The sequence below is a fragment of the Vreelandella halophila genome, assembly GCF_009856365.1.
In the GTDB taxonomy this organism is placed as follows: domain Bacteria; phylum Pseudomonadota; class Gammaproteobacteria; order Pseudomonadales; family Oleiphilaceae; genus Halospina; species Halospina utahensis_B.
In genome coordinates, this window is record NZ_WMEX01000009.1 from 73,494 (window position 1) to 88,480 (window position 14,987).

General features: G+C 58.4%; 11 protein-coding genes. 7 read left to right on the forward strand and 4 right to left on the reverse strand.

Annotated elements, in window-relative coordinates; translation table 11 throughout:
- Positions 1 to 49: 49 nt before the first annotated feature.
- The 3 genes from GLW01_RS14555 to GLW01_RS14565 form a co-directional block, all read right to left on the reverse strand.
- Positions 50 to 3,325, reverse strand: coding sequence for a carboxyl transferase domain-containing protein (locus tag GLW01_RS14555; protein WP_160899543.1), 3,276 nt, complete (start codon positions 3,323 to 3,325; stop codon positions 50 to 52).
- Positions 3,326 to 3,462: 137 nt separating this feature from the next.
- Entirely contained in the window at positions 3,463 to 4,356 is an 894-nt protein-coding gene (locus GLW01_RS14560) for an MBL fold metallo-hydrolase (RefSeq protein WP_198949444.1), read from the reverse strand.
- 161 nt (positions 4,357 to 4,517) lie between these two features.
- Positions 4,518 to 6,506, reverse strand: a complete 1,989-nt coding sequence (locus tag GLW01_RS14565) for a sigma-54-dependent Fis family transcriptional regulator (protein WP_160899544.1) — start codon at positions 6,504 to 6,506, stop codon at positions 4,518 to 4,520.
- Between the two features lie 364 nt (positions 6,507 to 6,870).
- Between GLW01_RS14565 and GLW01_RS14570 the strand changes: the two genes are divergently transcribed.
- From GLW01_RS14570 to GLW01_RS14600, 7 genes are all read left to right on the forward strand, one after another.
- Positions 6,871 to 7,959: an ABC transporter ATP-binding protein gene (locus GLW01_RS14570; protein ID WP_095617300.1), complete on the forward strand. Its 1,089-nt coding sequence runs from the start codon at positions 6,871 to 6,873 to the stop codon at positions 7,957 to 7,959.
- A gap of 1 nt (position 7,960) precedes the next feature.
- Positions 7,961 to 9,061 (forward strand): ABC transporter ATP-binding protein, encoded by a 1,101-nt coding sequence (locus GLW01_RS14575; protein ID WP_160899545.1) that lies wholly within the window; start codon positions 7,961 to 7,963, stop codon positions 9,059 to 9,061.
- Positions 9,054 to 9,938 (forward strand): carbohydrate ABC transporter permease, encoded by an 885-nt coding sequence (locus GLW01_RS14580; RefSeq protein ID WP_095617302.1) that lies wholly within the window; start codon positions 9,054 to 9,056, stop codon positions 9,936 to 9,938. The genes GLW01_RS14575 and GLW01_RS14580 overlap by 8 nt, the downstream gene beginning before the upstream one ends.
- Position 9,939: 1 nt before the next feature.
- Complete coding sequence (locus tag GLW01_RS14585) at positions 9,940 to 10,833, forward strand: carbohydrate ABC transporter permease (protein WP_095617303.1); 894 nt, start codon at positions 9,940 to 9,942, stop codon at positions 10,831 to 10,833.
- Positions 10,834 to 10,850: 17 nt separating this feature from the next.
- A complete protein-coding gene (locus GLW01_RS14590; protein WP_095617304.1) occupies positions 10,851 to 11,123 on the forward strand; it encodes a DUF2160 domain-containing protein in 273 nt (90 codons plus the stop codon).
- 60 nt (positions 11,124 to 11,183) lie between these two features.
- The gene (locus tag GLW01_RS14595) at positions 11,184 to 12,923 is read left to right on the forward strand and encodes an ABC transporter substrate-binding protein (RefSeq protein ID WP_160899555.1); all 1,740 of its coding nucleotides are present in this window, start codon (positions 11,184 to 11,186) and stop codon (positions 12,921 to 12,923) included.
- 305 nt (positions 12,924 to 13,228) lie between these two features.
- Positions 13,229 to 14,443 (forward strand): iron-containing alcohol dehydrogenase, encoded by a 1,215-nt coding sequence (locus GLW01_RS14600; RefSeq protein WP_160899546.1) that lies wholly within the window; start codon positions 13,229 to 13,231, stop codon positions 14,441 to 14,443.
- A gap of 44 nt (positions 14,444 to 14,487) precedes the next feature.
- Here GLW01_RS14600 and GLW01_RS14605 read toward each other — a convergent pair.
- The coding region (locus tag GLW01_RS14605; protein ID WP_202405765.1) for a 2-oxo acid dehydrogenase subunit E2 at positions 14,488 to 14,987 on the reverse strand (500 nt) is incomplete at its 5' end.

A 14,987-nucleotide genomic window follows, 5' to 3' on the forward strand; every position in this document is an offset into this window, starting at 1 on the left:
AGTGTTAAAAGAGCTGACGGTTGCTACACCAACCCCTTCAACCAGGATCCTACCAGGTATCCACGAACCCGCCGGGCCCAGCGTCCCCCTGACTGCCCATGGATGCGGCGTTCAGCCCGCGCAGCAGCCAGGCCCGCGTCTCCTGCGGGTCGATGACGGCGTCAATCTCCAGGTAGCTGGCCACGTTGAGGGCCTTGCCCTGCTCGTAGGCCTTCGCGACCAGGGTATCGAACATCTTCTTTTGGGATGCCTCATCGGGCTGGGCCGCGAGTTCCTTGGCAAAGCCCAGCCGGACGGCGCCTTCCCAGCCCATGGGCCCGAACTCCCCGCTCGGCCAGGCGGCGGTAAAGAACGGCGCATGCAGGCTGCCGGCGGCCATCGCCTGGGCACCCAACCCATAGGCCTTGCGCAGCACCACCGTGAAAAAGGGAACCGAAAGGTTGGCCGCCGCCACAAACATGCGTGACACATGGCGGATGGTGGCCTGTTTTTCCGCTTCCGGGCCCACCATGAAACCAGGCGTGTCGCACAGTGACACCATGGGCAAACCATGGGCGTTGCACAGCTGCATGAAGCGCGCGGCCTTGTCGCCGGCGGCGGCATCCACAGCACCGCCGAGGTGCGCCGGGTTGTTGGCGATCAGCCCGAAGGGCCGCCCCTGGATGCGCACCAGTGCGGTAACCAGCCCGGGCGCGAACTCCCGGCGCAGTTCCAGCACGCTGCCCTCGTCTGCAAGGGTCCCAAGCACGTCCCGGATGTCGTAGACGCGCATGCGGTTTTCCGGGATCAGATGGCGGAGCCGGCGCTGGTCCGGTTCCTGCCAGTCATCAATCGGCCCCTGAAAATAGGCCAGGTACTGCTTGGCGATATGGACCGCTTCCGCTTCATCCTCGACCAGTACGTCGATCACGCCATTCGGCCCCATGACCGATGTCGGCCCGACTTCCTCGGGGCTGTAGCTGCCCAGTCCGCCCCCTTCGATCATGGCCGGCCCGGCCATGCCCAGGGTCGTGCCGCGGGTCGCGATGATGACATCGCAGCAGCCCAGCATGGCGGCATTACCGGCATAACACCGGCCCGAGGCAATGCCGATGGTCGGCACCTTTCCGGAAAGTGCAGCCATTGCCGCGAAACTATGACAATCCAGGAAGGACACACCGTTGGCATCGGTATCGTTGGGCCGCCCTCCCCCGCCTTCCGCGAAAAGCACCAGGGGAATCCGCCACTGCTCCGCCAGCGCCAGCATCCGATCCGCCTTCCTGTGCCCGGCCACGCCCTGGGTGCCCGCGAAGACGGTGTAATCGTAGGCCAGGGTAACGCAGCCTGAATCCGGAGCGACGAACACATCCGCGTTCACCGTGCCGATGGCGGTAACCAGGCCATCCGCCGGGCTCAGCTCCGCCAGTTGCTCCACGGACTTGCGGCGGCGTTGCGCGGCCACCGCCAGGGCACCGTATTCGTTGGTACTGCCCTCATCGAGCAGATCCTCAACGTTCTCACGGGCAGTGCGTTGCCCGGCTTTGTGGCGTTTCTCCACCGCCGCCGGGCGGCGCTCGTCCGTGAGCTGTGCGTGACGTTCGAACACCTCCTCAAGGTCCGCCCGGATGTAATCAAGATCCACGGCCTCTTCGGTCTGGAGCTGCTGATCATCCACCCCCGCTGGCTCAATGAACAGCAGCGCCTGCCCTTCCGCCACCATGGCCTCGGGCTGCACGGCGAGCGCACGCACGATGCCGGACTGGCTCGCCCTGACCACGAACTCCATCTTCATGGCCTCCAGTATCGCAATCACCTGGCCAGCGGCCACGGCATCCCCTTCCGCCACGTCAACGCTGACCACCTGGCCCGCGCTGGGCGACTCGATGCCGACGGTGCCAGCCGGCGCCTCAACACTGGCCACGGGATCCACGGACGCCGGCGCGGCGGCGTCTACATGCAGGTGCGGGTGAGCCTGATCGTCGGCCGTGATCAGCGCCTCCAGGTGAGCCTCGAAAAAGCGCGTCGTGACGTCATAGTCTTCCACTTCCGGCTGCTGCAGAAGGTTCCGGAGCAGGCCCATATTGGTCGCCACGCCCTCAAGCCGGAATTCACAGAGGGCACGATAAAGGCGCTTGAGGGCTGCCCTGTAGCTGTTGCCATGAGCGATCAGCTTGGCCAGCAGTGAGTCGTAGGACGGACTGATGGGCAGGCCCACGTAGCCGTGGCCATCCACACGGAGGCCAGGACCGCTGGGTGGCTCGTAGGCGGTGAGCGTGCCAGCGGCCGGCATAGCGCTACCGTCCGCCTGCAGGGTTTCGGCGCAGACGCGCGCCTGGATGGCAAAGCCTCGTGGTGTCGGCGCCGTTTCAAGCGCCAGGTCCGCCAGGGTCTGGCCCGCCAGAAGCTCCAGCTGGGTCTGAAGCAGGTCAACGCCGGTCACCTCCTCGGTCACCGTGTGTTCCACCTGAACCCTTGGATTGGCTTCCATAAAGACGAACCGCTCCGGCTGATCCGCATCGACCAGAAACTCGAATGTGCCCAGGCCGTGATAGTCCACGGACTGCGCCATGGCCAGTGCGCACTCGATCATGGCATCACGGGTTCCGGCCTCCAGGCTCGGACTGGGCGCCATCTCGAGCAGTTTCTGGTTGCGGCGCTGGAGGCTGCAGTCGCGCTCCCAAAGGTGGCTGACCGCGCCGGTGCCATCCCCCAGCACCTGGATCTCGATGTGGCGCGCCCGCTCGATCAACCGCTCCACGTAGAGCGCGCCATCACCGAAGGCGGACTGCGCCTCGGACTGGCAACGGGTGAACGCTTCCTCGAGCTCGCTTTCACAGGCAACCGCACGGATGCCACGGCCACCGCCGCCCGCAGCTGCCTTGAGCATCAGTGGCCCGTGCTCGCTGAAGAAGGTTCTAGCCTCGTCCAGCGTTATGGCCCGGTTGATCCCCGCAACCAGCGGCACATGATTCTGCTCCGCAAGCGCCCGCGCCGCTGACTTGTCGCCAAAACGCTCCAGCACCTCCGGCGCCGGCCCGATGAATACGATGCCGGCTTCCGCACACCGGCGGGCAAACATCGCGTTCTCCGCCAGGAACCCATAGCCGGGATGGATGGCATCGCACCCCCGGTCCCGGGCAATGGCAATCAGTTGATCCATGTCCAGATAGGCCTTGGAGCCCCGCCCCCGGAGTGCAACGGCCTCATCGGACTTACGGGTATGCAGGCACGCCTCATCATCTTCCGCGAACACGCTCACGGACCGGATACCCAGCTCATTGCAGGCCCGCGCGATACGGATGGCGATCTCACCGCGGTTGGCGATGAGGACAGAAGAAAACGGCATCGGACGGCTCCCTGGTTTTCAGCCTGATCGACGGCCAAATGGCCGGATCCTGCGTTCAGCCTAAGAGCCTTTACGGAATGAAACCAATGAATCCATTTCAGACACCGGAATAAGCATCCCTTATAGGGGGGATGCTCTCAGTTCCCGGTATTCAGACGCCGATCTATATAGGACTGGTCGATCAGCGTGCGATGAACACCCTCCACGTTCATCGGCAGCCACTCTTCGTACATGGAAAGATGGCTGTACTCGGACAGACGGATCTCTTGCTTCAGGGTCTTCAGGTCCCTGCCAGCCAGCATGCCGTCCAGCACGGCGTTGTAGAGGGCCTTGGTGTAGGCCAGATAGTCTTCCACATCCTCTCGGGTGCCCATCTCACCGTGACCGCCCACAAACCGGTCGAAGGGCTCACCACTCAGCAGGTCCCGCGTGGAAGCAATCACGCCGTGGATGTCGTAACCCGGCAGGTCCCTGTACATCATGCGGCCGAGCACGACCCAGTCGACCACGTACATCACGTTTGCCGGCAGGAACCGCATGCTGACCGAGCCCCGACCGTTATTCGGGCCGTGATAACGCAGCTGCACGCGGCTTTCCCCCAACCGGAGTGTCAGTTCATCCGGAAAGGTCAGCTCCGGCATTGCCGTGGGCGCCCGGGTCCACTCCAGATCCTGCGCCGCGTACTCGTGGGCCACCACCGTGACCTCGTCACTATCGAGCACGTCGCCGCCCATCACATGGTCAATGTGATTGTGGCTGTACACCATGTAGCGAATGGGCACATCAAACCGCTCCGCAAGCTCCGTTTTCAGCCAGCCCGCCGCTTCCTCGTTAATGGGATCGGTTACCACAATGCCTTCTTCGGTCACCATGAAGGCCGAATGGTAATGCTCATAGGAAAAGCGATAGACGTTGTCTTTGACCCGCTCAATACCGGGCTTAGGCTCCGCCATGGCCAACACCGGGCTGAGCGCAAACGCGGCGACGGCCAGAAAACCCCATTTGAGCGGCTTGCTGTTTTTCTGAGCCATGATCGTTCTCCCTGCAACCCCATCAATATTGATCGTGTACGCTCCCGGGCTCGCAAGGGATCGCCGGGAAGACCTCCAGCCGTCCCTAATCCAGCACCTGCGGAAACGATGATGCTGTCCTGGAACAACTCAAGAGGGCCTGCTAGTTCTCTGTAGGCCCTTTAAGCCCTAGGCAGGCCCTCGTCTGGCGAATCGCTACGAACGTACTTATACACCGTATTACGACTAACGCCCGCGAGTCGTGCGGTTCGGCTGACGTTACCACCCACCTGCCGATAGAGTTCCTGAATCCGGTTCTCCAGCGCTCCCGCGGTTTCCCGGGACACAGCCGGCTCGGGCAGCTCACTCTCCCCGGCACCCTCCGCGGGCGATGACTCCATCACCCTGTTCAGGTCATCGTAGAAATCCGCTGGCAGGTGTTCGCGCTTCATGATTCCATCATCAGCCATGGCATGCGCTATTTTCAGTACATTCGCCAGTTGCCGCATATTCCCCGGCCAAGGGTGTCTGACCAGCAGATCTTCCACCTCTGGGCTCATTAGAACCCGCCCCTCATCCACCTGCAGTCGGTCGTACATGTATTTGATGAGCGCCGCTTTATCTTCACGATGCCGCAATGCCGGCACTTCGATGTTCAGGCCGGAAATACGGTAATAGAGATCCTGACGGAAAGATCCTTCATCCGCTGCCGCCTTGAGATTCCGGTTCGAAGCGGAAACAAGACGGATATCCACCGGGAAGACCTCACTTGAGCCCAGAGGCACAACCACGCGCTCCTGAAGCACTCGCAGCAACCGTGCCTGCACGTGCAACGGCATTTCACCGATTTCGTCAAGGAACAGGGTGCCACCATGGGCACGGCGGATCAGGCCCACCGACCCTTTACTGCTGGCACCGGTGAATGCGCCTTTTTCATAACCGAACAGCTCTGACTCAACCAGCTCGGTAGGGATCGACGCGCAGTTGACTGCCACCAGTGTCTGTTCCCGCCGACTGCTGTGAAAATGCAGTGAGCGCACCATGATTTCCTTGCCAGCACCCGTCTCACCATGAATAAGGATGGGGATGTCCTTCTCGATGATCTTCCTGGCTTGACTGAGGACCTGGCGTACTTTCCGGTCACCATGCTCCAGTTCATCGAAAGGCACTACATCCTCCGGTAATTCACTGTTACCGGCGGCCGGTTCCGGCTTGGGCTCCGGAGCGCCCTGCCCGGACGCCTGGCCTTTCACGCGAAAATCCGCGACTTTCAGCGATGGCGCCAATGGCGGCTGAACACGAACCCACATGCGGTAGCGTCCAAATACCCATAGTGTGAGCGGAGCATTCGGGGGCTGCTGACGCAGTTCATGGAACTTAAAACCGAATATCTGTTCAATATCCATCAGCGCAATGTCCTGCGCCAGCAACGCCCAGGCCCGTCGGTTCGCCGAGATCACAATACCCTGGTCGTCCAGAACCAGCAGCCCGGCCCAATGGCTGTCCAGACCACTGATATCGGTACTGAAGGTAATGATGTGATGGTCCTGTTGAAAAGCCGCGTGAATCAATTGGTTTTCCACGCTCAACGACATCAGCTTGACCATGCCCAGGGTATGGTCCTGCGGCAGATAGGCGTCGGATGAAATATCCAGAACCCCTATCATTTCCTTCCTGATGTCGTAGATTGGCGATGCCGAGCCCACCATGTACCGGTTGGCGCGCAGAAAATGTTCATCACGGCTGACCTGTACCGCGTGCCCCGCAGCCAAGGCGGTTCCGATCGCGTTGGTGCCCACCCCCCTCTCATGCCACTGATGGCCGGGGACGAGGCCATGCTCTCCACGGCCCTGGAACCGGGGCGAACCCCAGGTATTGAGTACATGACCCTGATTATCCGCCAGAACAATCAGGCAGGACGAGTTCGACAGGATATTCTCGTAATAGGGCAACACCTCGTTTTCCGTGGTGTGCATCAGATCATGATGCTGGTCCACAAGCGCGCTGACATCACCTTTCCGCACATCACCAAAGTCTGGCGGGGCGCCATGGGCCAAGCCATACCTCTCACATCGATACCACGAGTTTTCAATGACTTCCTTGTGCGTCTGGTCCGCATCAGCGACTGGATCCGCCCACGGGTCGCCGGGTTTATTGTTGTTGTCCTGCACCAATGAATTGCACCTCTTGTTGATCGCCGCACCGCGATATGCACTTCAGCCGATTATCTGATTACCCCTAAGGGAGCACCAGCGCCGGAACCGTCTCTGACTACTTGGTGAACACTCATCTGAACACTTCGTGAACACTTTGTGAACACTTATCTTGCACTATTTTGAACATTTACGAACATTCGGAATGGGCCAAAACAATCACACAAAATCGTATTTGGCACTTTTTGTTTATTAAAATCAAAAATATAGGGAATTATACGCGAATTCGAAAAATTCTGGCATCAGACTTGTATGGTTACCGAATGCGTTTTGCCTTGCGCTCAGCAAGTCCGCATAACAATAACAAGTCAGGGAACCAACAATGTCTCTAACTCTTGAAAAAGTCAGCAAAGCTGTTGACGGTCAGGACTGGATAACTGATATCGACCTGAATTTGGAGCCGGGCTCCTTTAACGTCCTTCTGGGCCGGACGCTGGCTGGGAAAACGACGTTGATGCGTCTTATGGCCGGTCTCGACCAGCCTACCAGCGGCCGTGTGCTCATGAATGGCGTTGATGTCACGGGCGTTTCCGTGAGGAAACGCAACCTGTCCATGGTCTATCAGCAATTCATTAACTACCCCGCTCATACCGTCTACGACAACATCGCCTCTCCGCTGCGACTCGCAAAGATGCCCCGAGAGGTCATCGATAAAAGGGTGCGGGAGACGGCGAACATGTTGCATCTCGAAAGCATGCTGGATCGCTACCCACTGGAATTGTCCGGTGGCCAGCAGCAACGCACCGCGATGGCTCGCGCTCTGGTCAAGGACGCCGATCTGATTCTGTTTGACGAGCCTCTGGTCAATCTCGATTACAAGCTGCGTGAAGAATTCCGTGAGGAACTGCGCGAACTGTTCAAGACCCGGAACTGCATTGCCGTCTACGCAACCACTGAGCCAAACGAAGCTTTGGCGCTGGGCGGTAATACGGCGGTCCTGCACGAAGGGCAACTTCTCCAGTACGGCCGCACGCCCGAGGTGTATCACAAGCCCAAGGATATCCTGAGCGCTGAAATGTTCTCAGAACCTCCCATCAACGTGGTCCCTGCCCTGGTTACAGAGTCTGAGGTAACCTTTGATGAGACGGTGCATTTCAAGCTCAACTCCGATCTCCAGTCCTTGACCCCCGGGCGTTACCAGTTCGGCGTAAGAGCGTCCCACATCGGCCTTGTGCCCCATGCTGACGATGATCTCGAGCTCCCCATGAACGTCGATCTTGCCGAGATCAGTGGTTCGGAAACGTTCCTGCATGTGCACAACGGTGAACTTAACCTTGTGCTCCATCTATCCGGTGTCCACGAATACGACGTGGATGAGCAGATCAAGGTGTATTTCCCCACCCACAAGATATACGGCTTTGATATGGCCGGATCGACAGTCCACGTACCAACACGTCTGGGAGGGGTTTGACATGGCTGAGATCACACTGAGCTCACTGGCTCATACCTATGAAACCAATCCATCCTCCCCCGAGGATTACGCCATCCGTAAGATGGATCACGTCTGGCACCAGGGCGGCGCCTACGCGTTATTGGGCCCGTCGGGTTGCGGCAAGTCCACCATGCTCAACATCATCTCCGGCCTGCTACAGCCCTCCGAAGGGGATGTCATTTTCGACTCCCGCATCGTTAACGATCTCTCACCCGAAGAGCGCAACATTGCTCAGGTTTTTCAGTTCCCAGTGGTTTACGACACAATGACAGTGTTTGAGAACCTCGCCTTCCCGCTGCGCAACATCAAAACGCCGGCACACAAAATTGCGCCGCGCGTCCATGAGGTCGCAGAGATTCTTGAGCTGACTTCCGTACTCAAGCGCAAAGCCAAGAACCTTAATGCCGACGAAAAACAGAAGGTATCCATGGGGCGGGGGCTGGTCCGGGATGACGTCTCCGCCATTCTGTTCGATGAACCACTGACCGTGATTGACCCGCAACTCAAATGGAAGCTGCGGCGGAAACTCAAGCAGATTCACGAGCAGTTCAACATCACAATGATCTATGTCACTCACGATCAGCTTGAGGCCTCGACCTTTGCTGAAAAGATCGCAGTGATGTACGAGGGCAAGATGGTGCAGTTCGGGTCCCCGCGTGAATTGTTCGAACGCCCTGCCCACACCTTCGTTGGCTTTTTCATTGGCAGTCCAGGTATGAATTTCCTGGAAGTCGCCATTACCGACAGCGGCGCTCAATATGGCGATATCGCCATCCCGATCAATCCCCATCAGCACGCCATCGCCAAGGCCTCGGACTCCGGCAACATCAAACTGGGTATCCGCCCGGAATTCGTTCACGTTTGGGACGACAAAAACGATGAGGCCTTCGAGGTTAACGTTAAGGATGTGGAAGATCTGGGCACCTACCGCATCATGTCGTTCTATTTCGGCGATTCCCTGCTTCGAGCCCGTCTGCACGAGGATCAACGTGTCCCCCAGAAGAAAGCGTACGTGAGCTTTCCCGAGCAATGGCTGACACTGTACATCGACGAGTACCGCGTGGAGGTGGGCAATGAATAAGGTTGAAAACAATAAAGCATGGTTTCTCGTCCTGCCCATGCTCGTCCTTGTGTCGTTCTCGGCCGTCATTCCCCTGATGACCGTAGTGAATTACTCGATCCAAGATATTCTGGGCAACTCAGCGTTTTTCGTTGGGACGGAATGGTTTGAGAAAACGCTGAATGATCCGGACCTGCAGGGGGCCCTGCTTCGTCAGTTCGCGTTCTCTTTTACCATTCTGGCAATTGAGGTGCCTTTGGGCATTGCCATTGCACTGCTGATGCCCAAGAAAGGCTGGCAAGCGTCCGCCGTATTGATCTTGGTCATCCTGCCACTGCTGGTGCCCTGGAACGTGGTTGGCAGCATGTGGCAGATTTTCACCCGGGGCGACATTGGGCTCATGGGCTATGGCATTAACGCGCTGGGTTACGACTACAGCATTACCAGCAATGCCACTGATGCGTGGGTGACGATCATTCTGATGGATGTCTGGCATTGGACGCCCCTGATCGCGCTACTGTGCTACAGCGGATTGCGTGCCATCCCTGAAGCCTATTACCAGGCAGCTCGGATTGACCGAGCGTCAAACTGGGCTGTCTTCCGCTACATCCAGCTGCCAAAGCTCACCAATGTGCTGGTCATTGGCGTTCTGTTGCGCTTCATGCATTCGTTCATGATCTACGCCGAGCCCTTCGTATTGACTGGTGGCGGGCCGGGCAGTTCCACCACCTTCCTAAGTCAGTCACTAACGTCGATGGCCATAGGCCAGCAGGACCTGGGGCCGTCCGCCGCCTTCTCCATCATCTACTTCCTTATCATCCTGGCGGTGAGCTACGTGTTCTACATCGCGATCATGAATATGCAGAAAGATAAAGTTAACACCCAAGGAGGCGCCTGAGATGACCATTGCAACCACCTACAATGAGGACCAGGCGCAGGAGCGCGCGGACAGTGCCTCACTGACCCGTCCAGTAAGCGCTCAGAAAGGGACTGCCTCGGGTCGTAACCGAGTCCTGCTGGGGTTGTATCTGCTCTTTACCCTGCTGCCGATCTACTGGCTGATCAACATGTCGCTACAGTCCAACCAGGAAATCCTGGGGACGTTTTCAATGTGGCCACAGGATTTTGATTTCGGTAGCTACATCAAGATCTTCACGGATCCATCCTGGTACATGGGGTATGTTAACTCCATCACCTACGTTGCCATGAACATGGCGATCAGTATCTGCGTGGCACTGCCCGCAGCCTATGCTTTCAGCCGCTACAAGTTCATTGGCGACAAGCATCTGTTTTTCTGGCTGCTCACCAACCTGATGGCGCCGCCCGCAGTATTCCTTCTGCCCTATTTCCAGCTCTATTACACCGTGGGCATGTTCGACACCCACATCGCAGTCGCGCTGGCACACTGCCTGTTCAATGTGCCCCTGGCGATATGGATTCTGGAGGGCTTCATGAGCGGTGTTCCCAAGGAAGTGGATGAAACCGCCTACATCGACGGTTATACCTTCCCCGGGTTCTTCATCAAGATTTTCATTCCGATGATCCGCTCCGGTGTGGGCGTGACGCTGTTCTTTCTGTTCATGTTTTCCTGGGTGGAGTTACTACTCGCCCAGACCCTGACTGCCACGAACGCACAACCGATTGGCGCCATCATGACGCGGACCTCCACCGCTTCCGGCATCGATTGGTCCACGCTCTCCGCCGCCGGTGTACTGACCATACTGCCGGGCGTTCTGGTGGTCTACTTCGTGCGTAATCACATCGCCAAGGGCTTTGCCCTCGGCCGCACCTAACTAAGGGGAGATTGATCATGAGTTGGATGGTCTGGACAGTACCGACAGCGGTCTTCTTCGCCACCATAGCCGCACTGCTTGCCGGCATGACGGTATGGCAGATCGTGTCACCAACAGTTGAACGCCAAGGCTTTCTTCCTGTTCCCACGACCCGCGGGGACCGCTTCTTTATTGGCCTTCTGACGTCCGCCTATATCCACCTGGGCGTCATTGGCTTCACGACTATCAGTATTTGGTTGGCATTGGTGGCAAGCATCGCCTGGATGGTGGTGCTGATGCGCTGGGGCTGAGCAAATAAATTCAGGGACGACGTAAACACCAGGGACGATAAAATGAGCGACGAGGTAAGCATGAAAAACAACAAGACGTTGTACCTATCGGTACTGGCGAGTGGCGTCATGCTCGCGTCCGGCACACTGAACGCCAACACGCACGACGCAGGGGCGGCAATTGAGCGCTGGGTGGACAAATTCGAGCATTCAACGCTGTCACGTGAAGAACAGATCAAGGAGTTGAAATGGTTTGCCGAAGCGGCCGAGCCGTTCCGGGGCATGGAAATCAAAACAGTAGCTGAAGGCCTTACCACTCACCAATATGAGAGTGACGTACTGGCTGAGGCTTTTGAGGACATTACTGGCATCGAGATTACCCATAACATTATCGGTGAAGGCGATGTAGTCAATACCATGCAAACCCAGATGCAGACTGGCCGGAATATCTACGATGGCTACGTCAACGATTCTGATGCCATCGGTACCCACATCCGCTACGGCACCACCATCAACCTGTCTGAGGCGATGGACAACGAATGGGCTGACTTTACCAACCCCATGCTGGATCTAGACGACTTCATTGGTATCCAGTACACCACGGGCCCGGGTGGCGACATCTATCAGTTGCCGACCCAGCAGTTCGCCAATCTCTACTGGTTCCGGTACGACTGGTTTACAGATCCGGAGCTGAAGAAGCAGTTCAAAGAGATCTACGGCTATGAGCTGGGTGTGCCGACCAACTGGACCGCCTATGAAGAGATCGCCGAGTTCTTCACGGAACACGTCGGAGAAATTGATGGTGAAAAGATCTACGGGCATATGGACTATGGCCGCCGGGATCCATCACTGGGCTGGCGCTTCCATGACTCATGGTTTTCCATGGCCGGCATGGGCAGCAAAGGCCTTCCTTTCGGCAACCCCGTGGATGACTGGGGTATCCGCGTTGACGAAAATGCGAATCCGGTTGGAGCAAGCGTGAGCCGCGGGGGTGGCACCAACTCACCTGCATCCGTGTTTGCAATGACCAAAGCGGTTGACTGGCTCCACGCCTATGCCCCGCCGGAAGCCTCGGGAATGACGTTCGGGGAAGCCGGCCCCGTTCCGGCTGAAGGCAACATCGCACAGCAGATCTTCTGGTACACCGCGTTCACCGCCGATATGGTCGACCCTGAGGTAGCAGTAACAGACGACGAAGGCAACCCCAAGTGGCGCATGGCGCCCTCCCCGAGTGGGCCGTACTGGGAAGAGGGCATGAAAGTTGGTTATCAGGACGTTGGCTCCTGGACCTTCTTTGATTCCACGCCCGAGGATCGTCGCACCGCAGCCTGGCTGTTCGCGCAGTTCACGACCGCTAAGTCAGTGTCTCTCGAGAAGCTGATTGAAGGTCTGACGCCCATCCGTCGTTCTGACATTGAGTCGGAAAAGATGACGGAAATGGCACCGCAACTCGGCGGTCTTGTGGAGTTCTACCGCAGCGAGAACGAAAGCTGGTGGACCCCCTCAAGCACCAACGTACCAGACTATCCTCGCATGGCACCGCTGTGGTGGCAGAATCTGGCGCCGGTAATGAGTCGCGAGGTGACACCTAAAGAAGGCCTGGATGACCTGGCCGAAGCCTTGGATAACATCATGAGCCGTCTGGCCCGTGCTGACGTATTCGATAAATACGCGCCAGTTATGAACGAGAAGCGTGATCCCGAATACTGGCTGAAAAAGGACGGTGCGCCGAAGCAGCGTCTGGACAATGAGATGCCGCAAGGCAAGACCATGCCATACGACGAAATGATGGAGGAATGGCAGGAAGCGGGTAGCAGCTAAAGCCGCTTGAATCGGGATCATGCAAAGTCTCCGTTCCTGCACGATCCCATCAGAAACGATGTGACGTGTTAGTAATATTACAAGCCACCCCCAGGGGGTGGCTTTTTTACGTCTAATCAAATCCGAAAGCTGCCGACTACAGGGCGCATTTCCTCAGCCAGTTGCCCCAACCCTTCACTGTTACGCTCCGCTGCTCCGGCGCTTTGTTCAAGACGGAACACCGTGCAGCCAGACCAGACCCGCGCGATCGATCCGGGTTATAATGTTTGTTCTTTCAATTACTCACCTCTGCTCCGGGAGTACAGATGTCACTGGTATCCGAGACCCCTACCCTATCGCCATTCCAGGTGGCTGCCCTGCCGGAAATCCAGTTTGGCCAGGGGCAGATTCGACAGCTGCCGCAGATCATTCAGCAAAGGGGTCAACACGCGCTCATAGTGACCGGCCAGAACGCGTTCATAAGCACCTCGTCCTGGTCGGTATTGAAGACAGGGCTTGAGGCACTGGGCATCACTTGGGACTGGATACAGGTCGATTGTGAGCCTTCACCCCAGCTTGTGGACGCGTCGGTGGCGCAACACCGACAATCCGGCATTGATGTCGTTGCAGGCATTGGCGGTGGCAGTGTCCTGGATGCCGCCAAGGCCATTGCCGGCTTATTGCGCACCGGCACATCCGTCATGGACCACCTGGAGGGTGTTGGCAACAACCTGCCTTACACTGGCCCGAGCGTCCCCCTGATCGCCGTACCGACAACCGCCGGCACCGGCAGCGAAGCCACGCGAAACGCGGTCCTGAGCGTGCAGGGCGAGGATGGGTTCAAAAAGTCATTCCGCGACAACCAGCTTGTCGCTCGGATTGCCCTTGTCGACCCGGATCTGCTGGCCTCATGCCCCAGATCCCAGATCGCCGCTAACGGTATGGATGCGTTGACGCAGCTGCTCGAATCCTATGTCTCAACCCGAGCCAACCCGGTAACCGACGCCCTGGCCTGGTCTGGAATGGAGGCTTTCAAAGCAGGCTTCTGGGCCGCGTGGGAAGGCGACCACACAAACGCGTCATCGGGCTATACGCAACTCGCCTACGCCTCCCTGATGTCCGGCGTCACGCTGGCCCAGGCGGGACTCGGCTCGGTCCACGGCTTTGCTTCACCCCTGGGCGCTTTTTTCCCAATGCCCCACGGCGTTGTGTGCGGAACCCTGCTGGCCGAAGCCACCGCCACCAATATCCATGCCCTCAGAGCGCGGAGTCCGGATTCCACGGCGCTCCCCAAATACGCCCGTGTCGGACGTCTGATGACAGGCCAGTCGACCCTGGGCGATACGGAGGCGGGGGACGCCCTGATTGAATGCCTGCGGGTCTGGGTACGGGAACTGGATCTGCCCCGACTCGGCGCCTATGGCATGGCGGGAGAAGACATCCCCAGAGTCTGTGCTGGGGCCCAGGGCAGCAGTATGAAAACCAATCCGCTGGAATTGACCGATGCCGAGCTGGCGGGCGTTCTGGAGTGCCGGCTTTAACGGTTGCAGGCTTCAGAATCTGAAACCAGCTACCTGCGGGGCACTTACATCACCAGTTCCCGCAAATCCCCCAGCGTCTTCGACAGAAGTGTTGTGAAACGCGCCGCATCCGCCCCGTTGATGGCCCGGTGGTCGTAGGACAGCGACAGCGGCAGCATCAACCGTGGCTGGAACTGGGTGCCATCCCAGACCGGCTCCATAGAGGCTTTTGAGGCGCCAAGAATCGCCACTTCGGGCGAGTTCACGATCGGCGTGAACGCGGTGCCCCCTATTCCCCCCAGGCTGGTGATGGTGAAGCAGGCACCGCTCATGTCGTTGTTGGTGAGCTTCTTGTCCCGAGCCTTGCCGGCCAGCTCCTGGGCTTCTTCCGCGAGCTGCCAGATACTTTTGCGATCCACATCCCGGATCACCGGCACCACCAGCCCATTGGGTGTATCCACTGCGATGCCGATGTGGCAGTAGTGCTTCTGGATGATCTGCTCGTTCGCCATATCCAGTGACACGTTGAACTGCGGATAGGTGGTGAGCGCATGGGCACAGGCCT